Source organism: Desulfobacter sp., assembly GCA_028768525.1.
Taxonomy (GTDB): Bacteria; Desulfobacterota; Desulfobacteria; order Desulfobacterales; family Desulfobacteraceae; genus Desulfobacter.
Window position 1 is genome coordinate 5,571,184 of sequence record CP054837.1, and the last position, 24,075, is coordinate 5,595,258.

At 53.9% G+C, this 24,075-nt stretch carries 23 protein-coding genes and 1 riboswitch; of the genes, 14 read left to right on the forward strand and 9 right to left on the reverse strand.

Annotation, left to right across the window (positions count from 1 at the left end; genetic code table 11):
* Nucleotides 1-179: 179 nt before the first annotated feature.
* From HUN04_24560 to HUN04_24575, 4 genes are all read left to right on the forward strand, one after another.
* A complete protein-coding gene (locus HUN04_24560) occupies nt 180-1,547 on the forward strand; it encodes a sigma 54-interacting transcriptional regulator (protein WDP92720.1) in 1,368 nt (455 codons plus the stop codon).
* Between the two features lie 115 nt (nt 1,548-1,662).
* The gene (locus tag HUN04_24565) at nt 1,663-2,961 is read left to right on the forward strand and encodes an efflux RND transporter periplasmic adaptor subunit (protein WDP92721.1); all 1,299 of its coding nucleotides are present in this window, start codon (nt 1,663-1,665) and stop codon (nt 2,959-2,961) included.
* A 2-nt stretch (nt 2,962-2,963) separates the two neighbouring features.
* Entirely contained in the window at nt 2,964-6,176 is a 3,213-nt protein-coding gene (locus HUN04_24570) for an efflux RND transporter permease subunit (GenBank protein WDP92722.1), read from the forward strand.
* Nucleotides 6,169-7,035 carry a class I SAM-dependent methyltransferase gene (locus tag HUN04_24575; GenBank protein ID WDP92723.1) on the forward strand — a complete coding sequence of 289 codons (867 nt, stop codon included), beginning with the start codon at nt 6,169-6,171 and terminating at the stop codon, nt 7,033-7,035. The genes HUN04_24570 and HUN04_24575 overlap by 8 nt, the downstream gene beginning before the upstream one ends.
* 7 nt (nt 7,036-7,042) lie before the next feature.
* Here the strand turns inward: HUN04_24575 and HUN04_24580 are convergent, their stop codons facing one another.
* From HUN04_24580 to HUN04_24595, 4 genes are all read right to left on the reverse strand, one after another.
* A complete protein-coding gene (locus tag HUN04_24580; protein WDP92724.1) occupies nt 7,043-7,456 on the reverse strand; it encodes a MarR family transcriptional regulator in 414 nt (137 codons plus the stop codon).
* A gap of 86 nt (nt 7,457-7,542) precedes the next feature.
* A complete protein-coding gene (locus HUN04_24585) occupies nt 7,543-8,139 on the reverse strand; it encodes a hypothetical protein (GenBank protein ID WDP92725.1) in 597 nt (198 codons plus the stop codon).
* A 48-nt stretch (nt 8,140-8,187) separates the two neighbouring features.
* Nucleotides 8,188-8,547 (reverse strand): hypothetical protein, encoded by a 360-nt coding sequence (locus HUN04_24590; GenBank protein ID WDP92726.1) that lies wholly within the window; start codon nt 8,545-8,547, stop codon nt 8,188-8,190.
* A 326-nt stretch (nt 8,548-8,873) separates the two neighbouring features.
* Nucleotides 8,874-9,347, reverse strand: coding sequence for a GNAT family N-acetyltransferase (locus tag HUN04_24595; protein ID WDP92727.1), 474 nt, complete (start codon nt 9,345-9,347; stop codon nt 8,874-8,876).
* Nucleotides 9,348-9,774: 427 nt separating this feature from the next.
* Here HUN04_24595 and HUN04_24600 point away from each other — a divergent pair, with 427 nt between their 5' ends.
* Entirely contained in the window at nt 9,775-9,966 is a 192-nt protein-coding gene (locus HUN04_24600) for a hypothetical protein (GenBank protein ID WDP92728.1), read from the forward strand.
* A 97-nt stretch (nt 9,967-10,063) separates the two neighbouring features.
* Here HUN04_24600 and HUN04_24605 read toward each other — a convergent pair whose 3' ends face one another.
* Nucleotides 10,064-10,384 (reverse strand): cupin domain-containing protein, encoded by a 321-nt coding sequence (locus HUN04_24605; protein WDP92729.1) that lies wholly within the window; start codon nt 10,382-10,384, stop codon nt 10,064-10,066.
* A gap of 269 nt (nt 10,385-10,653) precedes the next feature.
* Here HUN04_24605 and HUN04_24610 point away from each other — a divergent pair, with 269 nt between their 5' ends.
* The 7 genes from HUN04_24610 to HUN04_24640 all read left to right on the forward strand — a co-directional run bounded on the left by HUN04_24610 (nt 10,654) and on the right by HUN04_24640 (nt 15,951).
* Complete coding sequence (locus tag HUN04_24610) at nt 10,654-11,391, forward strand: transporter substrate-binding domain-containing protein (GenBank protein WDP92730.1); 738 nt, start codon at nt 10,654-10,656, stop codon at nt 11,389-11,391.
* Nucleotides 11,392-11,582: 191 nt separating this feature from the next.
* Entirely contained in the window at nt 11,583-12,059 is a 477-nt protein-coding gene (locus tag HUN04_24615) for a permease (protein ID WDP92731.1), read from the forward strand.
* Nucleotides 12,059-12,589 carry a permease gene (locus HUN04_24620; protein WDP92732.1) on the forward strand — a complete coding sequence of 177 codons (531 nt, stop codon included), beginning with the start codon at nt 12,059-12,061 and terminating at the stop codon, nt 12,587-12,589. The genes HUN04_24615 and HUN04_24620 overlap by 1 nt, the downstream gene beginning before the upstream one ends.
* Nucleotides 12,590-12,749: 160 nt before the next feature.
* Complete coding sequence (locus tag HUN04_24625; GenBank protein ID WDP92733.1) at nt 12,750-13,511, forward strand: amino acid ABC transporter substrate-binding protein; 762 nt, start codon at nt 12,750-12,752, stop codon at nt 13,509-13,511.
* Nucleotides 13,512-13,628: 117 nt separating this feature from the next.
* Nucleotides 13,629-13,812: riboswitch (cobalamin riboswitch) on the forward strand.
* A 66-nt stretch (nt 13,813-13,878) separates the two neighbouring features.
* Nucleotides 13,879-14,730, forward strand: coding sequence for a sirohydrochlorin cobaltochelatase (locus HUN04_24630; protein ID WDP92734.1), 852 nt, complete (start codon nt 13,879-13,881; stop codon nt 14,728-14,730).
* 135 nt (nt 14,731-14,865) lie between these two features.
* Nucleotides 14,866-15,327, forward strand: coding sequence for a MarR family transcriptional regulator (locus tag HUN04_24635; protein ID WDP92735.1), 462 nt, complete (start codon nt 14,866-14,868; stop codon nt 15,325-15,327).
* Nucleotides 15,328-15,381: 54 nt separating this feature from the next.
* Nucleotides 15,382-15,951 carry a class I SAM-dependent methyltransferase gene (locus HUN04_24640; protein ID WDP92736.1) on the forward strand — a complete coding sequence of 190 codons (570 nt, stop codon included), beginning with the start codon at nt 15,382-15,384 and terminating at the stop codon, nt 15,949-15,951.
* A 71-nt stretch (nt 15,952-16,022) separates the two neighbouring features.
* On the opposite strand, the gene HUN04_24645 is transcribed toward HUN04_24640, so the two are convergent.
* The 4 genes from HUN04_24645 to HUN04_24660 form a co-directional block, all read right to left on the reverse strand.
* Complete coding sequence (locus tag HUN04_24645; GenBank protein ID WDP92737.1) at nt 16,023-17,054, reverse strand: hypothetical protein; 1,032 nt, start codon at nt 17,052-17,054, stop codon at nt 16,023-16,025.
* A 75-nt stretch (nt 17,055-17,129) separates the two neighbouring features.
* The gene (gene feoB, locus HUN04_24650) at nt 17,130-19,655 is read right to left on the reverse strand and encodes a ferrous iron transport protein B (GenBank protein WDP92738.1); all 2,526 of its coding nucleotides are present in this window, start codon (nt 19,653-19,655) and stop codon (nt 17,130-17,132) included.
* Nucleotides 19,656-19,682: 27 nt separating this feature from the next.
* Nucleotides 19,683-19,928, reverse strand: a complete 246-nt coding sequence (locus HUN04_24655; protein ID WDP93400.1) for a ferrous iron transport protein A — start codon at nt 19,926-19,928, stop codon at nt 19,683-19,685.
* Between the two features lie 134 nt (nt 19,929-20,062).
* A complete protein-coding gene (locus tag HUN04_24660; protein WDP92739.1) occupies nt 20,063-22,222 on the reverse strand; it encodes a hypothetical protein in 2,160 nt (719 codons plus the stop codon).
* Between the two features lie 268 nt (nt 22,223-22,490).
* On the opposite strand from HUN04_24660, the gene HUN04_24665 reads away from it, so the two are divergent.
* Together HUN04_24665 and HUN04_24670 are read left to right on the forward strand one after the other, a co-directional pair.
* The gene (locus HUN04_24665) at nt 22,491-23,090 is read left to right on the forward strand and encodes a DUF1007 family protein (GenBank protein ID WDP92740.1); all 600 of its coding nucleotides are present in this window, start codon (nt 22,491-22,493) and stop codon (nt 23,088-23,090) included.
* Nucleotides 23,090-23,995, forward strand: coding sequence for a hypothetical protein (locus HUN04_24670; protein ID WDP92741.1), 906 nt, complete (start codon nt 23,090-23,092; stop codon nt 23,993-23,995). Before HUN04_24665 ends, HUN04_24670 begins: the two co-directional genes overlap by 1 nt.
* Nucleotides 23,996-24,075: the final 80 nt, after the last annotated feature.

Sequence of the window (24,075 nt, forward strand, 5' to 3'; positions counted from 1 at the left end):
TGTTTCCTTGCAGGGCCAAAAAAGAGCAAAATGCATACCGAAAAAGGCTGTCCGCATTGTTTCTCCTTTAAATTCAGGCCATAACAGGAAAAAGGGGCTTGTGGACGGCGGCGGAATCTGTTAACACCTTAACAGGTGTTAAGGTATCAATCGTTAATCCTAAGTGAACACAGGTGCCCATGGACATTTCCCGGTATTGGAAGAACATTGTGGATTCGTTGCAGGATGGAATTATGGTGGTGGATACCGGCGGCATCATCCGGGCGGTCAATCCGTCGGTTGAAAAGCTCACCGGCTACCCTAAAGATGAACTGCTGGGGCAGTCCTGCAGGATCCTCAATTGTACGGGATGTAAAATTATCGGAAAGGGCAGAGGGCCTGACTTCTGCAAGCTTTTCACGGTGGGAGAGTCCAAGCTGAAAAACTGTACCATTACCAATAAAGATAACCACGCCGTTTATATCCTGAAAAAAGGGGTTGTCATTACCGATGACCGGGGCAAGATGATTGGTGCCGTGGAGGTGCTGACGGATATGACGGTACTCAGGCGCAAACAGGAAGAAATAGATACCTTAAAAAAGATTCTCCATTTCGAGAACGGATTTTACGGCATCCTTGGAAAAACACCGGTCATGGAGACCATGTTCCACCTGATCCGCCAGGTTTCAGATTCCGATGCCCCGGTGCTGATCCAGGGGGAGAGCGGCACGGGAAAGGAAATGGTGGCCCTGGCTGTCCATGAAAACAGCCCGAGAAAGGGGCAGCCGTTCATAAAGGTTAACTGCGCCGCCCTCAATGAAAATTTATTTGAAAGCGAATTGTTCGGCCATGTTAAAGGGGCCTTTACCGGGGCGGATAAAAACCGGGTAGGGCGTTTTGAGGCCGCCAATTCAGGGTCTATTTTTCTGGACGAAATTGGGGATATCCCCTTGTCCACCCAGGTGAAGCTGCTTCGCGTTCTGGAGGAAAAAGAGGTGGAACGGGTGGGGGAGCATGCCCCATTCCCCGTTGATATCCGGATTATTTCCGCCACCAACAGGAACCTTGAGCAGATGGTCCGCCAGGGGCTGTTCAGAAAAGATCTTTTTTTCAGGATCAATGTTTTTCCCTTGTCCTGTCCGCCCCTGAACCGCCGGAAAGAGGATATCCCTTTGATTATCAATGAATTCATCCGGCAGAACAATGAAAAGAGCAATAAGCCCATCCTGGGGGTGTCGGCGGGGGCCATGGAATTGCTGGCGGCGTACAATTGGCCTGGCAATGTCCGGGAATTAAGAAATGCCATTGAGTATGCCTGTGTACTTTGTCCGGGGGGATGGATCGGAGCCGAACATCTGCCGCCTTCATTCCGGATCGAGAACATCTGCCAGTCCCTGGATTCTGAGTCCCCGGCACCGGAAGGCGCAGGGGAAAGGGCCGCCCTCATTGCCCAGCTCCGGCAAACCCGGGGAAACCAGTCGGAACTTGCACGCCGGCTGGGGATCAGCCGGGTCACATTGTGGAAGCGGGTAAAAAAATACGGGATCAGGATACCCGAAGATATATAGTTAAAAATATCTTGTCTTTTCAAAGCATTCTCAGTGGTATATAAGAGACTGGCTGTACACAGCCAATCGGTTTTCATATAAAAACATTCAACTCCATTCAAAGGGAGCTGTCGTTATGGGTTCATTTCTGTTCCGGCTATTACGGGTGTTCATTGTTCTTGGTATTGCCTTTGGCCTGGCGCTCTGGCTTTTCATGGCCAGGGAGGCGCCGGATAAAAAAGCCGTGGAAAAAGTACCGCCGGGGGTAAATGTAACCCCGGTACATTCCCAGGATCATACGATGGTGGTGGACGCCTTTGGCACCGTCGTCCCCAGAACCCGGGTGAACCTTGCCGCAGAAGTGGGCGGACGCATTGAGTACCTTCATCCCTCCTTCCGGGAAGGGGGGCGTATCCACACCGGCGACCTCCTCATCCGCATTGACCGGCGCAGTTTTCTTCTGAACCGGCAGGGCGCGGCGGTGCGCCTGGAACAGGCTCGGGCCGATATCCGGAATCTGACCCGTGAAATAGAGAATCTAAAGGCCGATGCGGATTTGGCCCGGACCAATATGAAGCTGAGCCTCAAGGAACTGGAGCGGGTCAAGGCCCTGAGCAAAAGCCAGTTTGCTTCCAAGGCGAACCTGGACAAGGCCGAGCAGCAGTACCTGGCGGCCAGGCGCCAGCTCCAGTCCGTGGAGAACGGCCTGGCCCTGAGTCCGTCGCGGATGGCATTGAAAAAAGCAGCCCTGGCTGCGGCCCAAAACGAATTGGCCAAGGCGGACCTGGTTCTGGAAAAGTCTGAGATCAGGGCGGGGTTCAACGGTTTTGTCCTGTCCAAACAGGCGGAAATGGGGGAATTTGTAAACCCCGGACAGGTGATGGGGGTGGTCTATGAAGCCGGTGCCCTGGATGTGGACGTGGGGATCCCCTTTGAGGAGATACGATGGCTTCGGCCGGTGTTTGAGGCCGGAAAAATGCCCGATGCCGAGATTACCATTGCCAACCTGGAAGGCGGGGTGAGCCCGGTGTGGACAGCCCGGGTGGCCCGGATTAAGGCCCGGGTGGATGAGAAGACCAGGACCCTTCCCCTCACCATTGAGATCGGCCCCATTGAGATCTGGCGGCCGGAAAACCGGGACCTGGGCAAGAGCCCCCTGGCCAGTCTCAAACCCGGCACCTTTGTCCGCTGCCGGATTTCAGGAGAGACCCTGGCCGATATCTTTATGTTACCCCGGCACCTGCTCCGGTCTGAAAACACCCTCTTTGCCGTCCGTGACAATAAGCTTGAAATCCGCCGTGTGGATGTGATCAGAAAATTCGAGGGCCATGTATTTATCCGTAACGGAGTTTCGGAGGGTGACCAGGTCGTCACCTCCCCCCTGCCCGTGGCCAGGGAGGGGATGGCGGTCACCATTAAAACGGAGGCGGATTAACCATGAGAGCCCTGGGAAAATGGTCCGTGGAACACCGGGTCACCGTCAACCTGGTGATGGTTTTTCTCATCGTGGCCGGCCTTTTTACGGCCATCTCCATGAAACGGGAGATGTTTCCCCAGTTTTCACTGGACATGATTGATGTCTCGGTGGTTTATCCGGGGGCCACCCCCGAGGAGGTGGAAGAGGGCATCTGTGTCAAGATTGAGGAACAGCTCAAAAGCCTGGAAGATGTGAAAAGCATGTATTCCACGGCCATCGAAGGCCATGGCTCCGTGACCCTGGAGCTGGCCGCCGGAACGGATATCAATGAAAAGCTGGATGAGGTCAGGACAGAGATTGATCTCATTGATTCCTTTCCCGAGGAGGCCGAAGACCCGGTGATCGTGGAAATAAAAAACAATGAACCGGCGGTGTACGTGGCCGTATACGGGGATGTGGGGGAGCGGATCCTCCGGGATACCGCTGAAAAGATCCGGGACGAACTGGTGGAGACCGATGAGATCTCCCAGGCTGAACTGGTGGGGGTAAGGGATTTTGAAATTTCAGTTGAAGTGTCTGAAAAAGCCCTGAGGGCCTACGGGCTTTCCTTTGACCATGTGGTGGGTGCGGTGAAGACCGGCAGCCTGGAGTTGCCCGGCGGAAAGATTAAGACGCTTGGTGGTGAATTCCTGGTACGGGCCAAGGGGAAAAAATATACAGGGGATGAATTTGCCGAAATCCCCCTTGTCACACGGGCCGACGGCACCATTGTCCGGCTGGGGGATGTGGCCCAGGTTACGGACGGGTTCGAGGACAGGGACATCAAGCCCAGGTTCAACGGCAAGCCGGCGGCCATGGTGGTGGTGAAGCGGACCGATTCCCAGGATACCATCACCATATCCAATCGGGTATTCCAGTACCTGGAGGCCAATAAGGACCGGATGCCCAAGGGGATCTCCCTGGGCCACTGGTACAATATGGCCGACATGGTTCAGGACCGCATCGACCTGCTCCTTAAAAACGGCCTCCAGGGATTTATCCTGGTTTTTGTGGTCCTTGCCCTGTTTTTGAACCTGGGACTGGCTTTCTGGGTGGCCTCGGGGATTCCCATCACCTTCATGGGTGCCTTCCTGGTCCTGGCCTATATGGATGCCTCCATCAACATGCTCTCCATGTTCGGGTTTATCATGACCCTGGGGATCCTGGTGGATGACGCCATCATCGTGGGGGAAAATGTCTATTACCACTATTCCATGGGCAAATCCCCCAAAAAGGCTGTCATGGACTCCATGGACCAGATCGGCTGGCCCGTGGTCATGGCCGTGGCCACCACCATCGTGGCCTTTACCCCGCTGATGTTCATCGTGGGCATCATGGGCAAATTCATCTCCATCATGCCCCAGGCCGTGATCTGCATCCTGACCATTTCCCTGGTGGAGGCCTTTCTCATCCTGCCGGCCCACCTGGAGGGGGCGCTCAAGCCCGGAAAACCGAAACCAAAACGGGCGGGGAAACTGGCCTTTCTGCGCATGGGATGGCTGAAGGAGGATATCCTCTTTATCCACACCGCCCTGCGCACCCGGGTGGAGCAGGTGTTCAACCGCACCATCCACGGCCTCTACCTGCCCATGCTGGCCTATTGCGTGAAAAACCGGTATTTCACCCTTTCCATGGGTGCCGGCTGCCTCATTGTCTGCCTGGGGCTCATCGCCGGCGGCCATGTCCCCTTTACCTTTTTTCCCAAAAGTGACTCCAACTGGGTCATTTCCGAAACCATCTATCCGTTGGGCACCCCTTTTGCCAATACGGAAAATACCATCAAACAAATTGAGGAGGGGGCATTTAAACTCAATGATTATTTCAGGGACCGGGTGAAAAACGGTGAAGATCTCATTGTAAACACCTTTTCCCTGGTGGGTGTCATTCCGAGACGGGACTGGAAACCCCCGGTATACGGCGGCCATTGCGGGGAAGCCTGGATAGAGATCAAGCCGGCAGCCATGCGGCCGGATATCTCCGCCCCGGAAGTGGCGGCCAAGTGGCGGGAGTTTGCCGGGGATATTCTGGGTACCGAGCAGCTCACCTTCAATATCATCGGCGGCGGCCCCGGGGGAAACCCCATCGAGATCCGCCTCAAGGGCACGGATTTTGACCAGCTGGAGGCGGCGGCCCAGGAACTCAAGGAAGAAATCGCCAAATACCCGGGCACCTACGACATCACCGATGATTTCCGCCCCGGGAAAATGGAAAAACAGATTTACATTAAACCCGGGGCGGAAAATTTAGGGGTCACCATGGCCGATATTGCCGGCCAGATCCGCCAGGGGTTCTACGGGGATGAAGTACTCAAGGTCCAGAGGGGAAAAAACGACATCAAGGTCATGGTCCGGTATTCCCAAAAAGAGCGGGAAACCGAAGCCAGCATCGACCAGTTGAGGATCCGGACCCGGGACGGCAGGGAAATTCCCCTGAATCAGGTGGCGCATATTGAGACGGGCCGGGGATATTCCGCTGTCAAACGGGTGGACCGCCACCGGGTGATCACCGTGATCTCAGATCTTAACGAGGACGTGGCCAATGCCCGGAAAATCGTGGAAGACCTGCAGGGTGACTTCCTGCCCGGCCTGGTGCATAAGTATCCCGGGATCCGATACGACCTGGAGGGCCAGGCCAAGCGGAGCAAGGAATCCATCGACAGCCTTATCCGGGCATTTCCCATTGCCGCCATGGTCATCTTTGTGCTGCTGGCCAGCCAGTTCAGGTCCTATGTTCAGCCCCTGATTATCATGACCGCCATCCCCTTCGGCCTCATCGGGGCCATTGTGGGGCACTTCATCATGGACCTGGACATCACCATGATCTCCATCTTCGGCATCGTTGCCCTCTCGGGCATCGTGGTCAACGATTCCCTCATCCTCATCGATTTTATCAATTCAAAGGTGAGGGCGGGGATGGGTATCTATGATTCGGTGATGGAGGCGGGGCAGAACCGGTTCCGGCCGGTGCTGCTGACCTCGGTGACCACCGTGGCGGGATTGGCTCCCCTGCTGACGGAAACCAGTTTCCAGGCCCAGTTCCTCATCCCCATGGCCGTGTCCATCAGTTTCGGCCTCATTGCTGCAACGGTGTTGACCCTGGTGTTTGTGCCGGCCCTCTATGTTGTGGTAAAAGATGTCACCGGCCTTTTTGCCGGCAAGGAAACCACCGAAGTGCCAAAGGAAATAAATGGATAATATATTTAATGATGAATTCTGGATAAAGGCCTGGACCGGGGACCGGGCAGGGGACACCTATGCGGTGCACAAGGGGTTCTCCACCCCCCAGTACTGGGACAAGGCCTCGGCCACCTACAACACCAACCCCAAGGAGGTCCGGGACCGGCGCATGGAAAAGGCCTTGAACATGCTGGAATCCAAGGGGCTGCTGTTTGAAGGCATGAAGGTGCTGGACATCGGCTGCGGCACCGGCATGATGGCCATTGAACTGGCACAGCGGGGGGCCCGGGTGACGGCCATGGATTTTTCCCAGGGCATGCTGGACCGGGTCCGGGCGGACCTGACACCGGCGCTGGAGAAACGGATTACCCTGATCCAGGAAGACTGGCACAATGTGGATATCGCCGCCCGGGGCTGGGAAAAGGCCTTTGACCTGGTGGTGGCCTTCATGTCCCCGGGGGTGGCCACCCCAGAGGCCTTTGACAAGATGATCCAATGCGCATCCAAAGGCTGTGCCGTCCGGGGCTGGGCCGCCCGGCGCCAGCATCCCATCCTCATGGACCTCTGGAAACAAATCATGGACCGCCCCCTGGACGACAAGCCCCAGAGCATCCTTTACAAGATTAATCTGCTTTTCTCCCGGGGGCTGTTCCCGGAGATCTGTTTCGACGTGGTGGAATGGGACCAGACCATTCCCCTGGAAAATGAACTGGACAACCAGCTGGCCTTTTTCACCCGGGTCAGCGGCCGGCCCGAAGAGGAGCTGCGCCCCCTGATCCGCCAATACCTGGCCGGGCGGGCCAGGGACAACCACCTGAGCAAAAAGCAGATCGGACTGACGGCCACGGCGGTGTTTCTGACGGATCCTTTGATTTGACCGGGGATTAAATTTTTGTGAGCATGGTTTTGATGATCCGGGAAAAGTGGTCCTGATCCTCGGGGCTGAGGCCGGAGACCAGTTCCTGGGTCATTTGGATGTGGAAGTTGTGGTGCTCTTCAAAGGCCTTTTCCCCCTCGGGGGTCAGCTCAATGATAAAGGAACGGCGGTCTGTTTCGTGGGGTTTTCTTTTGAGCAGGTTCTTTTTCTCCAGCCGGTCCACGGCCACGGTGAGGGTGCCGGTGGTCACTCCGATTTTTTCAGCCAGGTCCTTCATCTTGATGGGACCTGAATGGCCTACCATTTCAATGGTATGGGCCTGGGCCGTGGTCAATCCGCTGTCCCGGACCACGGCTTCCTCCCAGGAGGAGAGTTTTTCATAGAATTCAACAATCAATTCGGACAGGCGGTGAAGCTCCATATGTGTTCCTTTTGCGTCTGGTTAAACCGGTGGGTTGACTGTACCACAAATCCCCACTGCCTGCCAGAGGGAGCGGCTGGGCTCATCTAGGATGAGGAGCGTATATGGATTGATCGGGTGCGGAATGTATCAGCTCTCTTTTTAAACCAGATGCCGGTCCCAATTGTGGTTAGACCAAGCCAGGCCATGATAATGGCCCAACCGAAGAAGAACGGGGGCTCCCAGAAACTGTACCCGCCCCCTTTTATGACCACCTCTTCATAGGTGCCTATTTTCATCCATACTCCCCAGTCCAGGATAAAAGGCAATACCGTAAAAACATACCCCGCCCCCATTGTCAGGGGGACGAGGCTGTCTTTGCCGGTTTTGTAACACCAATGGCCGAAAATATACCCCATGTTTCCCAGCAGTATCATCAGTATCACAAAGATCACCGTAAAATAGGCCACCGGGGGATTATTAAACGGGGTGTCCAGCCAGGCTGTTTTGTACATGGCTTCCCATGCCGGATATGCGGAGATGAGATAAAGTCCGCCCGGCACAAAGCCGCAGCCAAGATAGAAATTCAGTATCCCCAGGGGCTTGCTGGTGAATAGATGGTCTTCCGTCTTTAGATAGTTTTTTGAAAGCAGGGCATAGGTCTGGCCGATGGCAAATGCGGCCGGCAAATCAACTTGTATCATGGATGCAGCCTCCCTCGTTAAAACTCATGTTCGTTACCCCGGCATCCCTTAGGAATCCAGGCGCTGATCGGAACTCTTTTCCGCCGGTATAAACACCCATAAGCCGAATAAAAAACCGGTCAGCCCAACCGCTGCCAAGAGAAAATTACGATTCAGCTCGCCGTGGTTGACCAGCAATACGTTGAAAAAGATGATCACAGCGCCCACGGCAGATTGGGCAAGTATGTTTAGCACCTCTTTTTTTATCCGTTTTTCCAGCCGGTGAAAGAACTGCTTTACGAATCGCCGGTAGAAAATAATCCACAGGGTCATACCGGCAAGAATGCCGCATGCAAATAATGCCCATTCATCATGGGCTACGTTGGAGAATAATTCGTGTAAGCGCCCTAGGCTTGTTGATGGTATCATGGGCCCTCTCCTTTTTATGTATATCCCACAGCCTGTCAGGCCAAGCCCGACACATCAGATGGAGTTGAATGGTCCCTGGAGATTTTACTTGAAAAGAGAGCCGCCGCACTGAAGGTGTTTTTCTTGATACATCGCCGCATTGTGCCGGACTGGTTATAGTTTAAATCCATGGAATAAAAAGCGCAAGCCGAAATCTGTCACCGTTCAAGGCCGGTGCCTATGTTTTCCTATCCCTTTTTTTGTTCCGGTTCTTAAATGCGTTACCCCTGTGTCCCCGTTGTATTCACCCCTCAGCCGGTTTTTCAGGGGCCGGAGTAAAAACGCTTTTACACAGGCGGCGAATTGATGGTTTTACCCATGACGACAACCTCTTCCCCATGGTATCTGCGTTCTTCGATCACGGCCCATCCGCGCTTTAGATAAAAGTTTCTGGCTTCGCCGGTATACAGGTAATAGCGGTCATATCCAAGTTTGAGGCATTCCGCATCTATTGAGTTGAGCAGCCGCGTTCCCACTCCCTGATTCCTGAATTCGGATTTTACAAAGACAGCGGCAAGCCAGGGGAAGAGATGCTGCCTGTCTTCCATATCGCACTGGAACAAAGAGGCCGTCCCCATAAATTCATCCTTCCTGCTGGCAACCAGTGCCAGAGGAATGGCCTTGTCATTCATTCGATCCTTCAATCTGGCAAGCCATTCTTCTGATGTGGAGCCCGGAAACAAATAGCCCCACTCATTGAAACAAAGGCGGTTTAGTTCTTCTGCGAAATGGGGGCTGTTTTTCAAATAGTCAATGTGCATGGCAATCACCGGTAAACGCCCTGGTCAGGTTCTGTATTGAAATTACACCGCCGCCGGAATCGGGCATTTGGGGGCTGCGGTTGATTCCATTGTTAATTAAGCTGATTGTTCAAATATTGCAAGTCGGTTGCAAGTAGGTTGCAAGTCGGTTGCAATTGGATTACAAGGTGGATTACAGGGGAATTTTTCTTGTTATGTGTCCAACCCTTTTCAATTCTTGACAATTTTTTCCACGGCGGTATGATGGATATAGGTGACACCCTGCTGAAATTCCAGCCGATTTGGAATTGGGTCGAAAAAACAAAATTACGCAAAGCGTTTCCCTCCCGAAGTCCTTATTAACCTTAAAAATGAATCTGTTCCTGGAATGTCTATGCATGGTGTTACCATGGCATGCTTGCCCTCTGCATGTGATAAGGAGGTGTCTATGGAAAGAAAAATGCTGGAAAAAAACCTTATTTTTTATAACCCGGGTATGAAAGGAGCGGTGTTTACTTTGGCGGCAAAGAACTATGTCTCTCCTGATCTGGTCCATCAGACCAGGGAATACCTGGAATATGAAACCGAGTATCCTGTCAACTATACCATTGAAAGAAGGGCGGAGCCCAGGCCCGAATGAGTATAACCGATAACCACAAACCCTGCAGGGGGCAAGTGTTTTAACAATTTTTGGGCCATACGGCATTTTTTTCCAGGTGTGTCAAATCCTTGGCTTTTCAGGATGGGGTGTAGAATACGGCCAGCCAGATGGTTGCTTCATCCGGTGATGTCGCTTTCACCCTGTGCCTTTCATTTGCCTTTATATTGAGGTGGTCCCCTTTGGTCATGGTGATTATTCGGCCATCGTCAAATTCAATAATCCCATAGCCCGAAAGCACCATTACCCATTCATTTTCAGGTTGATCATACCACCCCTTTTCCGGAGAGCTCTGCCCTTTTGAGACGATTCTTTCGATTCTGATATTATCTGTTCTGATAATATCCTCGAAGATTTCCTCGGGAATCTGTTCTGGAATACCGTTAAAAATATTGTTCACTGAATTCTCCGGATCACATAAGTTGATGGGGTGCCGTTTAAGCCGCCTTGACCTCATTGTTGCAAAAAATGTTGCAAGCATCTACAATGATCCATAATTTTACACAGCACATTAGACATGTCCAGTGGCGTACCGATGAAAATTTTACGGCCGGACTGAGCAATTCGTAAAAGAGGGGAGTCTCCCCTGTTCTTATGGCACTTCCATCTTAACCGGCAGTCCGCCATGGGCAAAGACCAAGGCAGTACAGGTGCACAAGGGATAAAAACATGAAACACATTTTATTGGTGTCTGTCTTGTTGTTCGTTTCCACCCAGGTGGCGAATGCGCAATCCTTAATAACCATCGTTCGCGGCCAGGATTTCCCCCCATATCATTTTATGGATGAATCAGGCCATGAGACGGGATTCATAATTGAGGTTATTCAGGCCGTTGCTGAGGATATAAATATTGGAATCAAGTTCAAGCAATACCCGTGGTCAAGATGCCTCCGCATGGTGGAATCGGGAAATGCCGATGCCATGATGAATCTTTTTAAAACTGCGGAAAGAGAACGGTTTATGCATTTTTCTAACAATATTCTTGCATATGAAATCAATCAGTTTTTCAAATTGAACAATACGTCCCTCACGTATGATGGAGATCTTGGGGCCTTGTCATCCCTTAAAATCGGGGCAATACGGAATTACAGCTATGGACCGGTGTTTGACAGCGCCAAGCTGGACAATATTTATCGGTTGGAAACGGAAACCTCTTTGATCAAGGCGCTTCTTGGAAAGAGATGCCACCTTATAATTGGCAATAACCGGGTGATAGAAATGCTGGTAAAGCAAATGGGCGTTGAGAATGGGGTTGCCCCGTTATTTCCAGTCGTATCAAAGGAACCGCTTTATTTAGGTTTCTCAAAGAAGAAAAACCATGGCGGATTGTCTGAGACTTTTTCCAGGGCACTGGGAAAACTGAAACGTAGCAATGCCTATGAAAAAATTTTAAAAAAGTTTAATTGATTATCCCGGCCGGAACGCCTGCCATTCCAAAAATCCCCAACCCTCCCCAGCCCTGGGACGCGGACCAATGTCCAGGGGGCCCCGGACGGCCACCGGTTTTATCGCCTTGACTTTAGGGGGGAAACGCAAAATAATGCACTACCTCCCAAGCTGGAGGATGGCATTTAACGAAAAAGGTCAAGGAACCGAATATGTTTACCCTGGCGCTTTACGGTGCGGCCGCCGTCTGCCTTGTGCTCTCTTTCAGGAAAAGTAAAACCAAGACCCGCATGGCCCTGAAAAAGGCCTGGAAGTCATTGGAGAATATCCTGCCGCAATTCTTGTGCATCATTGTTCTCATGGGAATATCCCTGGCGTTTCTGGATGAGTCCACCATCTCCAGGCTGCTGGGAGAGTCCTCCGGAATACTCGGAATGGGCATTGCCGCAGTGGTGGGATCCATTGTATTTATCCCCGCATTTGTGGCCTATCCCCTGGCGGCCTCTCTGCTTGCGGCCGGGGCCGGATATATGCAGATTACCATGTTCATCACCGCCCTGATGATGGTGGGCATTATCACCATCCCCATGGAAATCGATTATTTTGGCAAAGGAATCGCCATCCGGCGGACAATGCTGGCCTTCGGGCATTCAGTTGTCTGTGCAATCGTGATGGGAGTGCTGATGTAATGGCTGCTGTGATGAAACGGTATCGGTTTGCAATGGCACTGCTGGCGTTGAACGCCGGCCTGGTCCTGGTGTTTCCCGATAAGGGGATTGCCGCCTTCAGCATTGAATGGAATGCGGTTTTGGACCTGATTACCTTTATTCCGCCGATTTTTATCCTGCTGGGCCTGCTGGATGTGTGGGTGGAGCGGGAGAAGCTCATGCCGCACATGGGGCCGGGATCCGGCATAAGAGGGGCGGTTCTGGCCTATGTCATGGGGTCTGCCGCAGCAGGTCCCTTGTATATCGCTTTCCCCATTGCAGGAGTGCTCCTGAAAAAAGGGGCCTCCCTGATTAATATTTTCATATTCATCGGGGCCTGGTCCACCACAAAGCTGCCCATGATCCTTTTTGAGGCCTCCAGCATCGGCCTGAAATATACCCTGATCCGGCTGGCCGTGAACAGCATGGGTATCATCCTCATTGCCGTTGTGCTGGATAAGACCACGCCCCGGTCAGTGCAGGAACGCCTCTACCGATCGGGACGCCCATAGAGGCCGGCCCTTTCACCTGGCCGAAAATTTTTGCCTGATTGACGAAAACATAGGAAATTGATAGGTTTAAATCCTGCCGGGCCCCCGGAATGATTCCATAATTATTAATGGCGTCTTAAAATACCCTTGGTTGGGGAGGAGCGGTTAACCAGACACCGGAATGATAGTCCTTAAAAAAATAATTCCCTTTATCTGCGTTGTTTTAGGTGTTCTTTCATCTTCCACTGCTCTTGGAAAAGAGAAGATTGTTGTTTCCGTTGACCAGGGCAACCCCCCTTTTATGTACCAGGAAAACAATGCGGCTGCCGGAATTTACCCGGAACTGATTGCTGCCGTATTTAAGCGCATGGGGGGAAGGGTGGCGGTGAAAGCCTATCCATGGAAACGGGCACTGAAGATGTGCAGGGATGGATTGTCCGGGGTCGGGGGGATTTATAAAACCCGGGAGCGCCTGAAAATCTTCGATTATTCCGATCTCCTTTATACGGAAAATGTATTGATTTATGTGAGAAAAGATCACCCCTTTCGCTTCAACACCCTTTCCGATCTGAAAGGGAAAACCATCGGTGTCTTACAGGGATGGAGCTACGGCGATGCCTTTGACCGCTTCAGAAAAGAGGGGAATGTAATGATCCGGGCCGGCGTCAATGACCATGTCACCTTTAAAAGGCTGTTGAATGGAAATATCTCCTGCCTGTTTTCCATTAAACTGACAGGAGAATTGATCATCCGGCAGACGGGCATCCAGGACCAGGTGGTCGCCCTGCCCAAGCCGGTGGCAGTGAACGGGACCTATCTTGTCTTCGCCAAAAAGGCCAGGAGGAAAGCCCTTCTTGAAAAATTCAATGCCGCCCTGGCTGAAATGAAGGCAGACGGGTCCTATGGGCAGGTGATTCAGGCCGCCATTCCTACCGGGCACTAGCTGATACCCGTATCATTCCCCCATTTTTTTGAACCCGGAGGCCTACCTGGCATATTCGCCGCCTTTTCACTTGGAATCATGGGTTGTTCTTGACAAAACAGATGCTGCATCCTATAAACCGCCGGTATGTATTCAGGTTCCCCATTCCGGGGATGAAAAGGGAATCCGGTTGAATTCCGGAACGGGCCCGCCGCTGTAACCGGGGACGAGGGCTGCATTTGGTCACTGACACCTGTCGGGAAGGCGCAGCAAGTAGAATGATCCGGAAGTCAGAAGACCTGCCTGAATAATTGCAAAGCATCCATGGTAAAAGGTGTTTTCATTAATCCGGGAATAAAAACGGTTTCCCCAAACAAAGGGAGACTGTATGCACCAGAACGGATATATCGCACGCAAGATGAGGCTGCCTGAACTGCAGCCCAAACCGGCCATTGTCATTGCCGCCTTCGGAAGTACCAGCCGGGCAAAAATCGCCCTTGACCTTTTCTCCAGGAAACTGGCCGAGCATTACCCGGACCAGAAAATCTACTGGGCCTATACCTCTGAGATCATCCGCAAAAAACTCGGCCTGCCCAGCCTCCAGGAGACCCTTGCCCGGGTGGAGGCCGACGGGTACCGCAAGGCCGTGGTCCAGGCCCTTCATATTTTTCCGGGAACCGAGTACCAGCAGCTGGCGGAGACCTGCAGCTTTTTTCCGGGAATGCGGGTCTTCCTCGGAGAGAGCCTGCTCCACCGCTGGGAGTTTGTAAATGAAATCCTTGACGCCATTGAACCCGAATTCTTAAGCCCCCAGGAGGGGTATAACCTGATGGCCATCCACGGGACCCCCCTGGCGGCGGATCCTGCCAATATCATTTACCTGGGGTTGGAACGGCTGCTGGCCGACCGCTACCCCAATGTGGGGGTGGCTGCCGTTGAAGGGGTGCCCGACCATGGGGCCGTGTTCGCCAGGATGGCCCGGGAGGACCTTGCCGGCAAATACCGGCGGATCAAAATCATCCCCATGATGTATTTTGCCGGCCTCCATGCCGAAGAGGACCTCATGGGGGACACAGACAGCTGGCGAACCGCGCTGGAAGAGCAGGGCTTTGAGGTGGACTGCCCCATGACCGCAGTGGACGGAAAAGAATATTTCAAAGGGCTGGCCCACTATCCCGAGGTAAATGACGGGTTCCTCAGCCGCCTGGAGCGGATTTACAAGCTGGCATCCTATTATTGATACCCAGCTGCTGATATGCTGAGGGCAGGCCGGGGGTCCGGATCCGACGGCCGGTGATCCCGGCCTGCCTGCTGTTTTTACGGAAAAGTTTTTTCCTGTGTTGACATGTGTGTTTAGCTGGTATACGTTTTTGCCATGAAGAACGATATCCTCAAGATCCACGGTAAATTCCAGTCCCTCATGGAACTGGCCTTGAAACTGGACAGGGCGCCCAAAAAATTCGGAACCGACCAGGACCTTTCCCATTCGGAAATCCATCTCATTGAAATCATCGGCGACAACAGGGGCATGGGGGTGACGGACATGGCCCGGTGCCTCGGCGTGACCAAGGGCGCGGTCTCCCAAAACCTAAAGCGGCTTGAAACAAAAGGGCTGGCCGTCAAATCCCCCGATCCTGAAAATCTGGCCCGGGTGGTGGTGACCCTGACGGCCAAGGGAAAGACCGCCTATTGGGCCCATCGCCACTGGCATGAAACCATGGACGGGGGGTTCAGTGAATACCTCCATGCCCTGGATGGGAACGATGTTAAGGTGATTCTTGATTTTCTGGGCCGGGTGGAGGATTTTCTGGTTCGCAGAACCGGCGCAGCCGGATGATTTTTTTTGCCTAAAGTGTATACTACCTAAACAATATATTAAAAGGAATTCACCATGTATAATTCAGCATTTAAAGGCGATGTATGCAGCCACAGGATTTCATTTTTTCTGGATAATTTTATCCGCAGGTTATTTCAGGATCCCCGGAAGATCGTCGGCCCCTATATCTCATCCGGGGATACCGTTCTGGACCTTGGCTGCGGCCCCGGGTTCTTTTCCCTGGAAATGGCGAAAATGGTCGGGGAGGGCGGCCGGATGATTGCGGTGGACCTCCAGAAAGAGATGCTGGCCAAGGTGGGCGCCAAGGCAGAGGCTGAAAATTTGTCCCATGTCATCCGCCTCCATCAGTGCCATTCAACAGACCTGGCCCTTGATCCGGCCGTTTCAGCCGATTTCATCCTGGCTTTTTATATGGTTCACGAGACCCCGGATTTTAACGCCTTTTTTGCCCAGGCCGCCCCCCACCTTGCACCGGGGGGCAGGTTCCTCGTTGTGGAGCCCCCTTTCCATGTTTCAGGGGCCCGGTTCGAGGAAATTGCCGGGGCGGCAGAGGAGAATGGGCTCTCCATCGCTGACAGGCCCCGGGGAAAAGGGGGAAAAAGCCTGCTGCTGGCAAGGGGGTAGGAGGGGGCGGCCAAAGACCGCCATCGGCTGGGGCAGCCGGAGATGCGGGATTCCGGCTGCCCTGCAGCAGGTTATTCTGATTCTTTTATCTTTTTTGCGGCCAGCAAGGTTGTGGGATAATCCAGCGTTTGATCCGGCTCCTTGACTATGAATTCGCCAAATCCCGCTTCGGCCAGGGCCCCTTTCAACCGGTCCACCGGCAGCGTGTGGGTGGGATATCCCATGGCTTTTGTCATCAGTTCGACCATGGCCATGGGCAGGGCCAGGGGCCCGTCCCCGTCTCCGGAAATGTGATGGGATACGAAATAGCCGCTGTGGGCCATGGCCTGGTTGATCTTTCGCAGAAGCGGTATCAGGGTATTCTCGGCACCGTGGCCGTAAAGAAAATGGGAGACGAAAAACAGATCGTATCCCCGGCCTAAATCAATTTCCCGGGAGAGATCGCAGGCATGGAAACGGATCCGCTCTGCAATTTTTCCCTTCCTGAGCCCGGGGGCCAGGGCCACCACCTCGGACAGGTCATAGACATGGGCGGTAAGGGTGTGGTTTTCCGCGCAGATGGCCGCTGAATAATGGCCGATATTACCGGCAAGATCGCAGAGGCTGTGCAGGCTCTGAAATCCGGGCAGGGCGGTGACAAATTCCACGACATTCTGTATGGCCCCGGCTTTGGCGCCCTGTTCCATCCGCTGGGCCGCCGCTTTGTTTGCCCACATCTTCGGGTTGAATTCAGGGATTTCGCCCTTGAGCGCATTAACCAGGTGGTCAAAGGGCCCTGAACTGCCGGAGTACTGCCGGATCCCGAGAAGCTGGTTGACCGGGGAGGATTCCACCAGAAATTCCTGGGCCACCGCTGCCAGCCGGTATTTTCCCTGACTGATCCGGATCAGGTCCATGGCCATGAGGACATTGCACAGTGCCGCCGTGATTCCTTTTTCGGTGTTGAGTTTCTCGCAGAGCCGGTCAATATCGCTTTCATTACCGTCCAGGGCCTGGAAAAGGCCGATATCCACGGCCGCATTGAGGATGGCCGGCAGATAGCTGAGATTGAGCAGGTTGTGCAGTGTTCTGTATTCTGTCTGGATTTGGGGTAATCGGGTCATCTTTTTTCCTTTGCTGGTGATGTATGGATTTGGGGAGGCCTGCACCAATTGCCAGGACTCCCCGTCTTTGTTTTTTTAGAGCAGCCCGGGGGCCTCTTCAGGGGCGGGCAGGGGCTGCCCTTTCCAGGAGTTGAACAGGCCCGTACACACCGCCGTGAGCACCACTGCTCCGTAGAACACGCCCATCATCTGGATGCCGGAGAGGGCCAGGGCCTTGCCGCCGGTATAGATCAAACAGGCTGTGATGAATCCCAGGGTGGTGGGAAAGACCATTGAAAAGACCATCCATTTATAGGAACCGGTCTGGACCTTTATCATGATGGTGGCGGCCAGGCAGGGCGGGTAGAGGGCGAAAAAGACCATGACGGCCAGGGCGTGGAGGGGAGAGAGTCCCCCTTGGCCCGCCTCGGCGCCCATGCGGTCTTCAAGGCTTTTATTTTCATCAGCCCCCTGCTGGTAAAGCACCCCGATGGTGGCCACCGAGGATTCCCGGGCCGCAAATGAGGAGAGAATGGCCACATTGATCTTCCAGTTGAACCCGGCCCACTGGGTGACGGGTTCCAGGGAGCGGCCCACCATGCCCAGGAAACTGGTGCTGATCTGTTCTTCCTTGATCTGGCGGCGCAGGGATTTGCGTTTGGATACCAGTCCCCGCAGGGCCTTGTTCACCGCTTTTGCATCCTTGTCCTTTTTGGGTTTGAGGAATTTGAACTGCTCCGGGTAATCGGCCCGGAATTTTTCAGCCAGGGCCTTGGAAGCCTCAGCCCCCTTTGTGGTGAGCCTTGCCGTTTTAAAATCGTTGTATACATTGATCATGGAGACGATGGCGGCCTCGTCCCTGAACCGGTCGGCATATTGGGTATGGGCGATTTTTTTGTGGAAGGTGGCCACGGCCTTGTCCATCTGCCCCTCAAAATTGGCCTGCTTTTCCTGGGAGATGCCGGGGAACTGCAGGAGGGTGAAGACGCAGACGGATACAGCGATGACGATGGAGCCCACCTTTTTGATGTACTGCCAGGTCCGTTCAACGGCCCGCTGGCCCACGCCGAAGAGGGTCGGGGGGTGGTATTTGGGCAGTTCCATGACAAAGGGGGCGGTTTCCCTGTGTTTCAGCACCGTGGCGGTGAGCAGTTTGGCCACCAGCAGGGCCACAAAAATGGTGATGGTGGATAAAAAGAGCATGGCCCAGGATTTGTACGGGGCGAAAAACACATTGATGAGCAGGGTGTAAAAGGGGATTTTTGCCAGGCAGTTCATATAGGGCACCGTGAGGATGGTGGCCATGCGCGACCGTTCATCCGGGATGCCCTTGGTGGCCATGATCCCGGGCACGGCGCACCCCCCGGCAAAAACCCCGCCCAGGATATAGGGGAGGGTGGACTGGCCGTGGAGCCCGAAGGCATGGAAGAGCTTGTCCAGGATAAAGGCGATCCTGGCCATGTAGCCGCTGTCCTCAAGGATGGCGATCAGGGAAAAGAGGATGAGGAAAATGGGGATATAGTTGAGCAGGGCATTGGCGGAATCCACCATCCACAGGCCCATGGAACGGATATAGGGATCCTCCAGCAGGCCGGCTGCGGGCAGGACGCCTGCCGCCATGGCCCGGAGCTTTGCCAGCACCGGCCACCAATAGGTGGTCAGCTCGTACCCCTTGACGATGGAAAGCTGGTAGATCACAAATACCGTGGCAATGAGGAAGAGGGGGGCGGCAAATCGGTTGAGGACAATTTTATCGATGGCCTCGGTAATTCTGTCCCGGCCGTCCTTTGCCTCGGCGACGCAGGTGGAGATGATATCCGTGGCCAGCCGGTCCCGGCAGCCCACCATGTAGTCCGGGACACTCATATAATGGCTGTCTTCGAATTTTTTCCGGATTTCCAGGGCGGCTTTGATGGGCTCGCAGTATTCCCCCAGGCCTTGGGAGACAATGCGTTCCGCCTCGCTGTCCCCTTCGATGAGCTTTACGGCCAGCCATCGGGTGGGATAGTTTTCTGCCAATTGACTTGTTTCAAGTCTCTGCTTCAGCGCCTCAATGGCGGGTTCAAGTTCTTCATAGGTGATGTGCAGGGGATGGTGGGCCCTGCGGGCAGCCGTGTCCGCAATGGCGTTTCTCAGCTCCGTCTTTCCCCGGCCCTTGCGGCCCACCGTGGGGATGACGGTGACGCCCAGCCTATGTTCCAGGGCGGAAAGATCCACACTGGTGCCATTGCGTCGGGCCACGTCCATCATATTCAGGGCCACCACAACGGGAAACCCCATTTCCAGCACCTGGAAGGTAAAATAGAGGCTTCGTTTCAGGGATGAGGCATCCACCACATTGACGATCACGTCGGGCTTTTCCGATATAAGAAAATCCCGGGCCACCCGCTCTTCAAGGGAAAAGGAGGTGAGACTGTAGGTGCCGGGCAGGTCCACGGTTTCCACCCGGATGTCCCGGTGGCGGTAAGACCCTGATTTTTTATCCACGGTGACGCCGGGGTAATTGGCAATGTGCTGGTTGGCGCCGGTGAGCATGTTGAATGTGGTTGATTTTCCGGCATTCTGCTGGCCGGCCAGGCCCACCAATAATTTTTGGGGGCCGGATTGGGAGGTATCTGTCATTGGGTTATATCTCTATTGGGATCTGGATTAATCGCTTTCGACTTCGATGAGGCCGGCTTCGGAATTTCTGAGTGCCACCTTGTAATTGGCAACGCAGCATTCAATGGGATCGCCAAAGGGGGCCCTGCGGATCACTTCAATTTCGGTTTCCGGAACAAACCCCAGATCCAGCAGGCGCTGCCGAACGGCCCCCCTGGCATGGTGGCAGCGGATTCTGGCCCGCCGGCCGGGCTTGATATCCTTGAGCCTGCAGCATCTTTTTCTTCCACACATTGTTTTTTTTTGTCCGGGCATTTTGTCCTCCACTAATCTTTATTGGAAAAATGATTTCATTAGATATAATAAACTGGAAACGATATCAATAACAAAATTAAAGAAAGATATTTTTGTTTGATTAGGCTAATTTTTTATTGATCTTTCATTTTAAAGGTTTCAAGGCTCTGCTCAAGCTGGCCGGCCTGCTCTTTCAAATACCCTGAAATCTGGGCGGTTTCCTCGGCACTGGCTGCGGTATTCTGCACCACGGTCTCCACATTTTCCAATTCCGAAAGGGTTTTTTCGATCTCTTTGACCTGAAGCTGGGAAGAGGTTCTGGCCTGGCCCATGGCGCCATTGATCTCCCGGATGATGCCCTCAATCCGGTCCAGGGCGGCCGAGGCATTTTCGACATTCCGGTTGCCATTGGCCACCTTTTCCAGGGTTTCATCCACCAGCCGGCTGCTTTCCATGGCCGATTCCGCACTCTGGGCCGCAAGATTGCGGATTTCTCCGGCCACTACGGCAAATCCCCGGCCGGCCTTCCCGGCCCTGGCCGCCTCAATGGTGGCATTCAGGGCCAGCAGCCGGGTCTGGTCGGCAATGTCCTGGATGGCGGTGACCATGTCGGATATTTGCCGGCTGGACCGGTCAATATCCGACATGGCATTAATCATATTTCCCATTTGTTCTTTTCCTTCCCTGGTGAGGGTGGACGACTGAACGGCAATGCGGTCAGCCTCCCGGGCGATCCGGTCATTCTCGGTGTTTTTAAGCGAGATTTCCCGGACGGTCTCCCGCAGGGACTGGATGGATAGGGCCTGGTTTCCGGTCCACTCTGACAGGGTCATGTTGGCCGAATTGATCTTGGCCGCATCTTCATTCACCTTGCAGGCCGATGATTTGACCTCCCTGAGCAGTGCGCCCATCCGTTCAATGATTTTCTCAAAGGCATGCCCCATCATATCCTGGCCGGAAGCCTTTGCCGCCTCTGCCTGTAAATTCCCGTCCGCAATATCGGCAGCCAGATTCGCCTTGGCCTTAAAATAATCGGTCATTGCCGAAAATGCCCTGCCGGTATCCCCCAGTTCATCGCCCCGGGCCTTGATCCTGTCCAGGATGCCCCGCCTGCGGTCATCGGTTGCGGCGTTTCCCGTTGATAGCTGCTGGGCCATATCGGCCAGGGCCTGGATGGGGGGGACAATATTTCCAACGATTTTCAAACTGGCCGTTCCCCCTGCGGCCAGGGCCAGAAAGATAAGCCCCACCAGGCAGAATGCGGCATTGCGCTGGAATGCACCCAGCCTTTCCATCTGTTCTTCCCGGACGGCTTGTACAATCTTTTCCAGGTTCCGGCTTTGTTCATCCATTTTTTCCATGGTGTCCCGGATGGTGAAATTCAGGTCAAAGTAGGCCTTGAAGGTCTCCAGGTAGATACCGGTATCACGGGTGATGCCGGCGAATAGCTTTGCCTCGCGCCCCGATGGGAAGCTGGGCTTTATCTGGGGGAGGGAGGCCCCCATGGTGGCGGCCCTATCGATGCCCATCAGTTTTTCCATGTCTGATATCAGCCCCCGGCCGCTGGTGTCGTCCTGGTAAAGCACAAAATCCTTGGCCATCTCCTGGAAGCCCAGGGGTTTGTTTATCAATAGGGCGGCAAATGCCCGGCGCTGGGATATCTGATTCATGCCGTCCATAATTTCAAATGCCCGGGCAAGGCCGTTGCCGTCGGCTTCTGTACTGCCGGCTGTTTCTTCCCTGAGGGCGGCGGCTTTTTTTTCCAGCTTTTTTTCCTGGCGTTTCACCGCTTTTTCAAGGGAGAGGGATTTGCCCAGTATGGCCAGGTATTGCTCCCTGAGCCGGTCCATGAGGGATACACCCCGGATAAATTGTTCCTGGGCGGATGTAAATGCCGCATCATAGCCATGGAAGGCGTTGAGAATCTGATCCAGGGAGGCCCTGTCCAGGGAGGAAAGCCCTGAACCTTCCATTCCGGTCCTGAGGTCGGCCATCTGCTTTTTTAACCCGTCATACCGGGCCAGGGGGCCGCCGTCCTTTGTTTTATCCCCTTCAACCCTCTTTTTTTCATTCTCGGCCTGCCGGGCAAGGGATTCCCTGTGGACCATCCAGTGCTGGGCCGCCTGCCTGGCCTGGACGCTTACGGCGACCACCCGGTCCATTCCATCCTTTACTTCCATCTTTTTTTTCACCATGAACATGGTATAGAGTGCGGCCCCGCCTATGAGCAGGGTACAGGCCAGTAAAACGGCAAACCCACCGGATATCTTATGTACAATACGGTATCTCTTCATTTTGATTGCTTTCCTAACTTATTTTATTGTAGCTTTTGTTTGTTGTTTGGGTGTAAAAAAAGTGGGGTGACTAATTCTCATAGAATGGAGGGGTTGTCAAGCCAAATGATTTTATGGATATTCCATTTCAGGCATCATCTTTTTTTGGGGGGCGGTGGGGTTTTTACCCGGCCGCCCGCCGGCATCGGCAAGGTGTTGCGGCCACGGCCGGGGTGGAAAAAAAAGGAAAACTATACTATAAAACCGGGCCATGAGATTTTATACTTCCATGGCCCGGCACTTGGCTGCCGGACTGGCCGCATGTCTTCTTTTTGTGATGCCCTCTGTCATCAATGCCCATCCCCATGTCTTTATAGAACAGCGCATGGACATTTGTTTCGACGACAGGGGGCTGGCCGGTTTTAAGGTGAACTGGACCTTTGATGAAATGTTTTCCGTGATGATTGCCGAGGATTTTGACACGGACAAAAACGGCAGCCTGAGCCCTGAAGAGGTGGCGGTGATCCGTGAAAAGGCCTTCGGGTATATTGCCGAGTACGGGTATTATATTCATATTTCCATAGAGGGCAGGCCCTTCCCGGTGACGTTCACAACAAAGTTCAATGCCGTGTTGGAACAGGGAAAGCTGCGGTATGAATTTTTTATCCCCTGCCATGTCAGCGCCGTTCCCACAACCAAGCAAATCGTGGTGTCTCCCTATGACACCGAATATTACTCGGATATTTATTTTGCACAGAAATCACCCGTGACCCTGGTTAATGCCGGCGGATTTGAGGTGAACCACGCCATAAAGATTGATAAATCCACATCCATTTACTTTGACATGGTCAATCCCTGGGCCGTGTTTCTGAATTTCAGGTTAAAATAATGAAAAAACCAGGCATTGTTCTTCTGCTGTCGATGCTGATTGCGACGGCCCTGTTCTCCACTGCATGGGCCAACCCCTTTACCCAGAAAAAAGAAGGGGCTGCTCCGCCCAGGACTGAGGCGGTCCGCCCCCCCCAGGCCGGTGCCGAACCCGGTTTTCTCATGAAAATCACCATGGCCCAGCAGAAGATCCGGGCAAAAATGGCGGGATGGATCCGGGAGGCCCGGACCCGGGATAATCCCATGCCCCTGGTCTGGGTGCTGGGGGCGGCCCTGGTGTATGGGATGGTCCACTCGGCCGGCCCCGGCCACGGCAAGGCCGTGGCCCTCTCCTATATTTTCGGATTCCGGCCCGGGGTGGTCCGGGGACTGCTTTTCGGAAATGTACTGGCCTTGAGCCACGGCATGTCCGGGGTACTCCTGGTCCTGGCCGTAAAATTTATCTTCCAGGCCTCGGTGGGATCTTCCCTGGAGTCGGTGACCCGGGCCACCCAGATTCTTTCCTATAGTTTGATCGCCCTGCTCGGGCTCTTCCTCTTTGCCCGCTCCCTTAAAAAATGGATTTTTCCGCCAGGGGCGCAGGCGTCTGAATGCATGACCGCCCCCTCCCTTCTCTCCGCCCTTGCCATGGGAATCATCCCCTGTCCCGGTGTGGTCATGGCCATGCTGTTCTGCATCTCCATGGATCTTACCCTTTTCGGCGTACTCATGGGTCTTTCCATTTCCCTGGGCATGGCCGCCACCCTTTCCTCGGTGGTGCTTGCAGGGATATTCGGCAAAGGGCTCCTTGTCAAAGGCGGTGTATCGGCCGGTGCCGGCGCCGCCCGAATGGAATCCTGTCTCGAATCCCTGGCCGGGCTCGGGGTCGCTTCAATGGGCATCCTCTTTCTTCTGGCAGTCCTCTGATCAGGGATAGTTATTTTCTCCTAACTTTTCTTAAAAAAGTTCTTGACAATGGTTGGTTTTCATGAAAAATAAGATCCGTT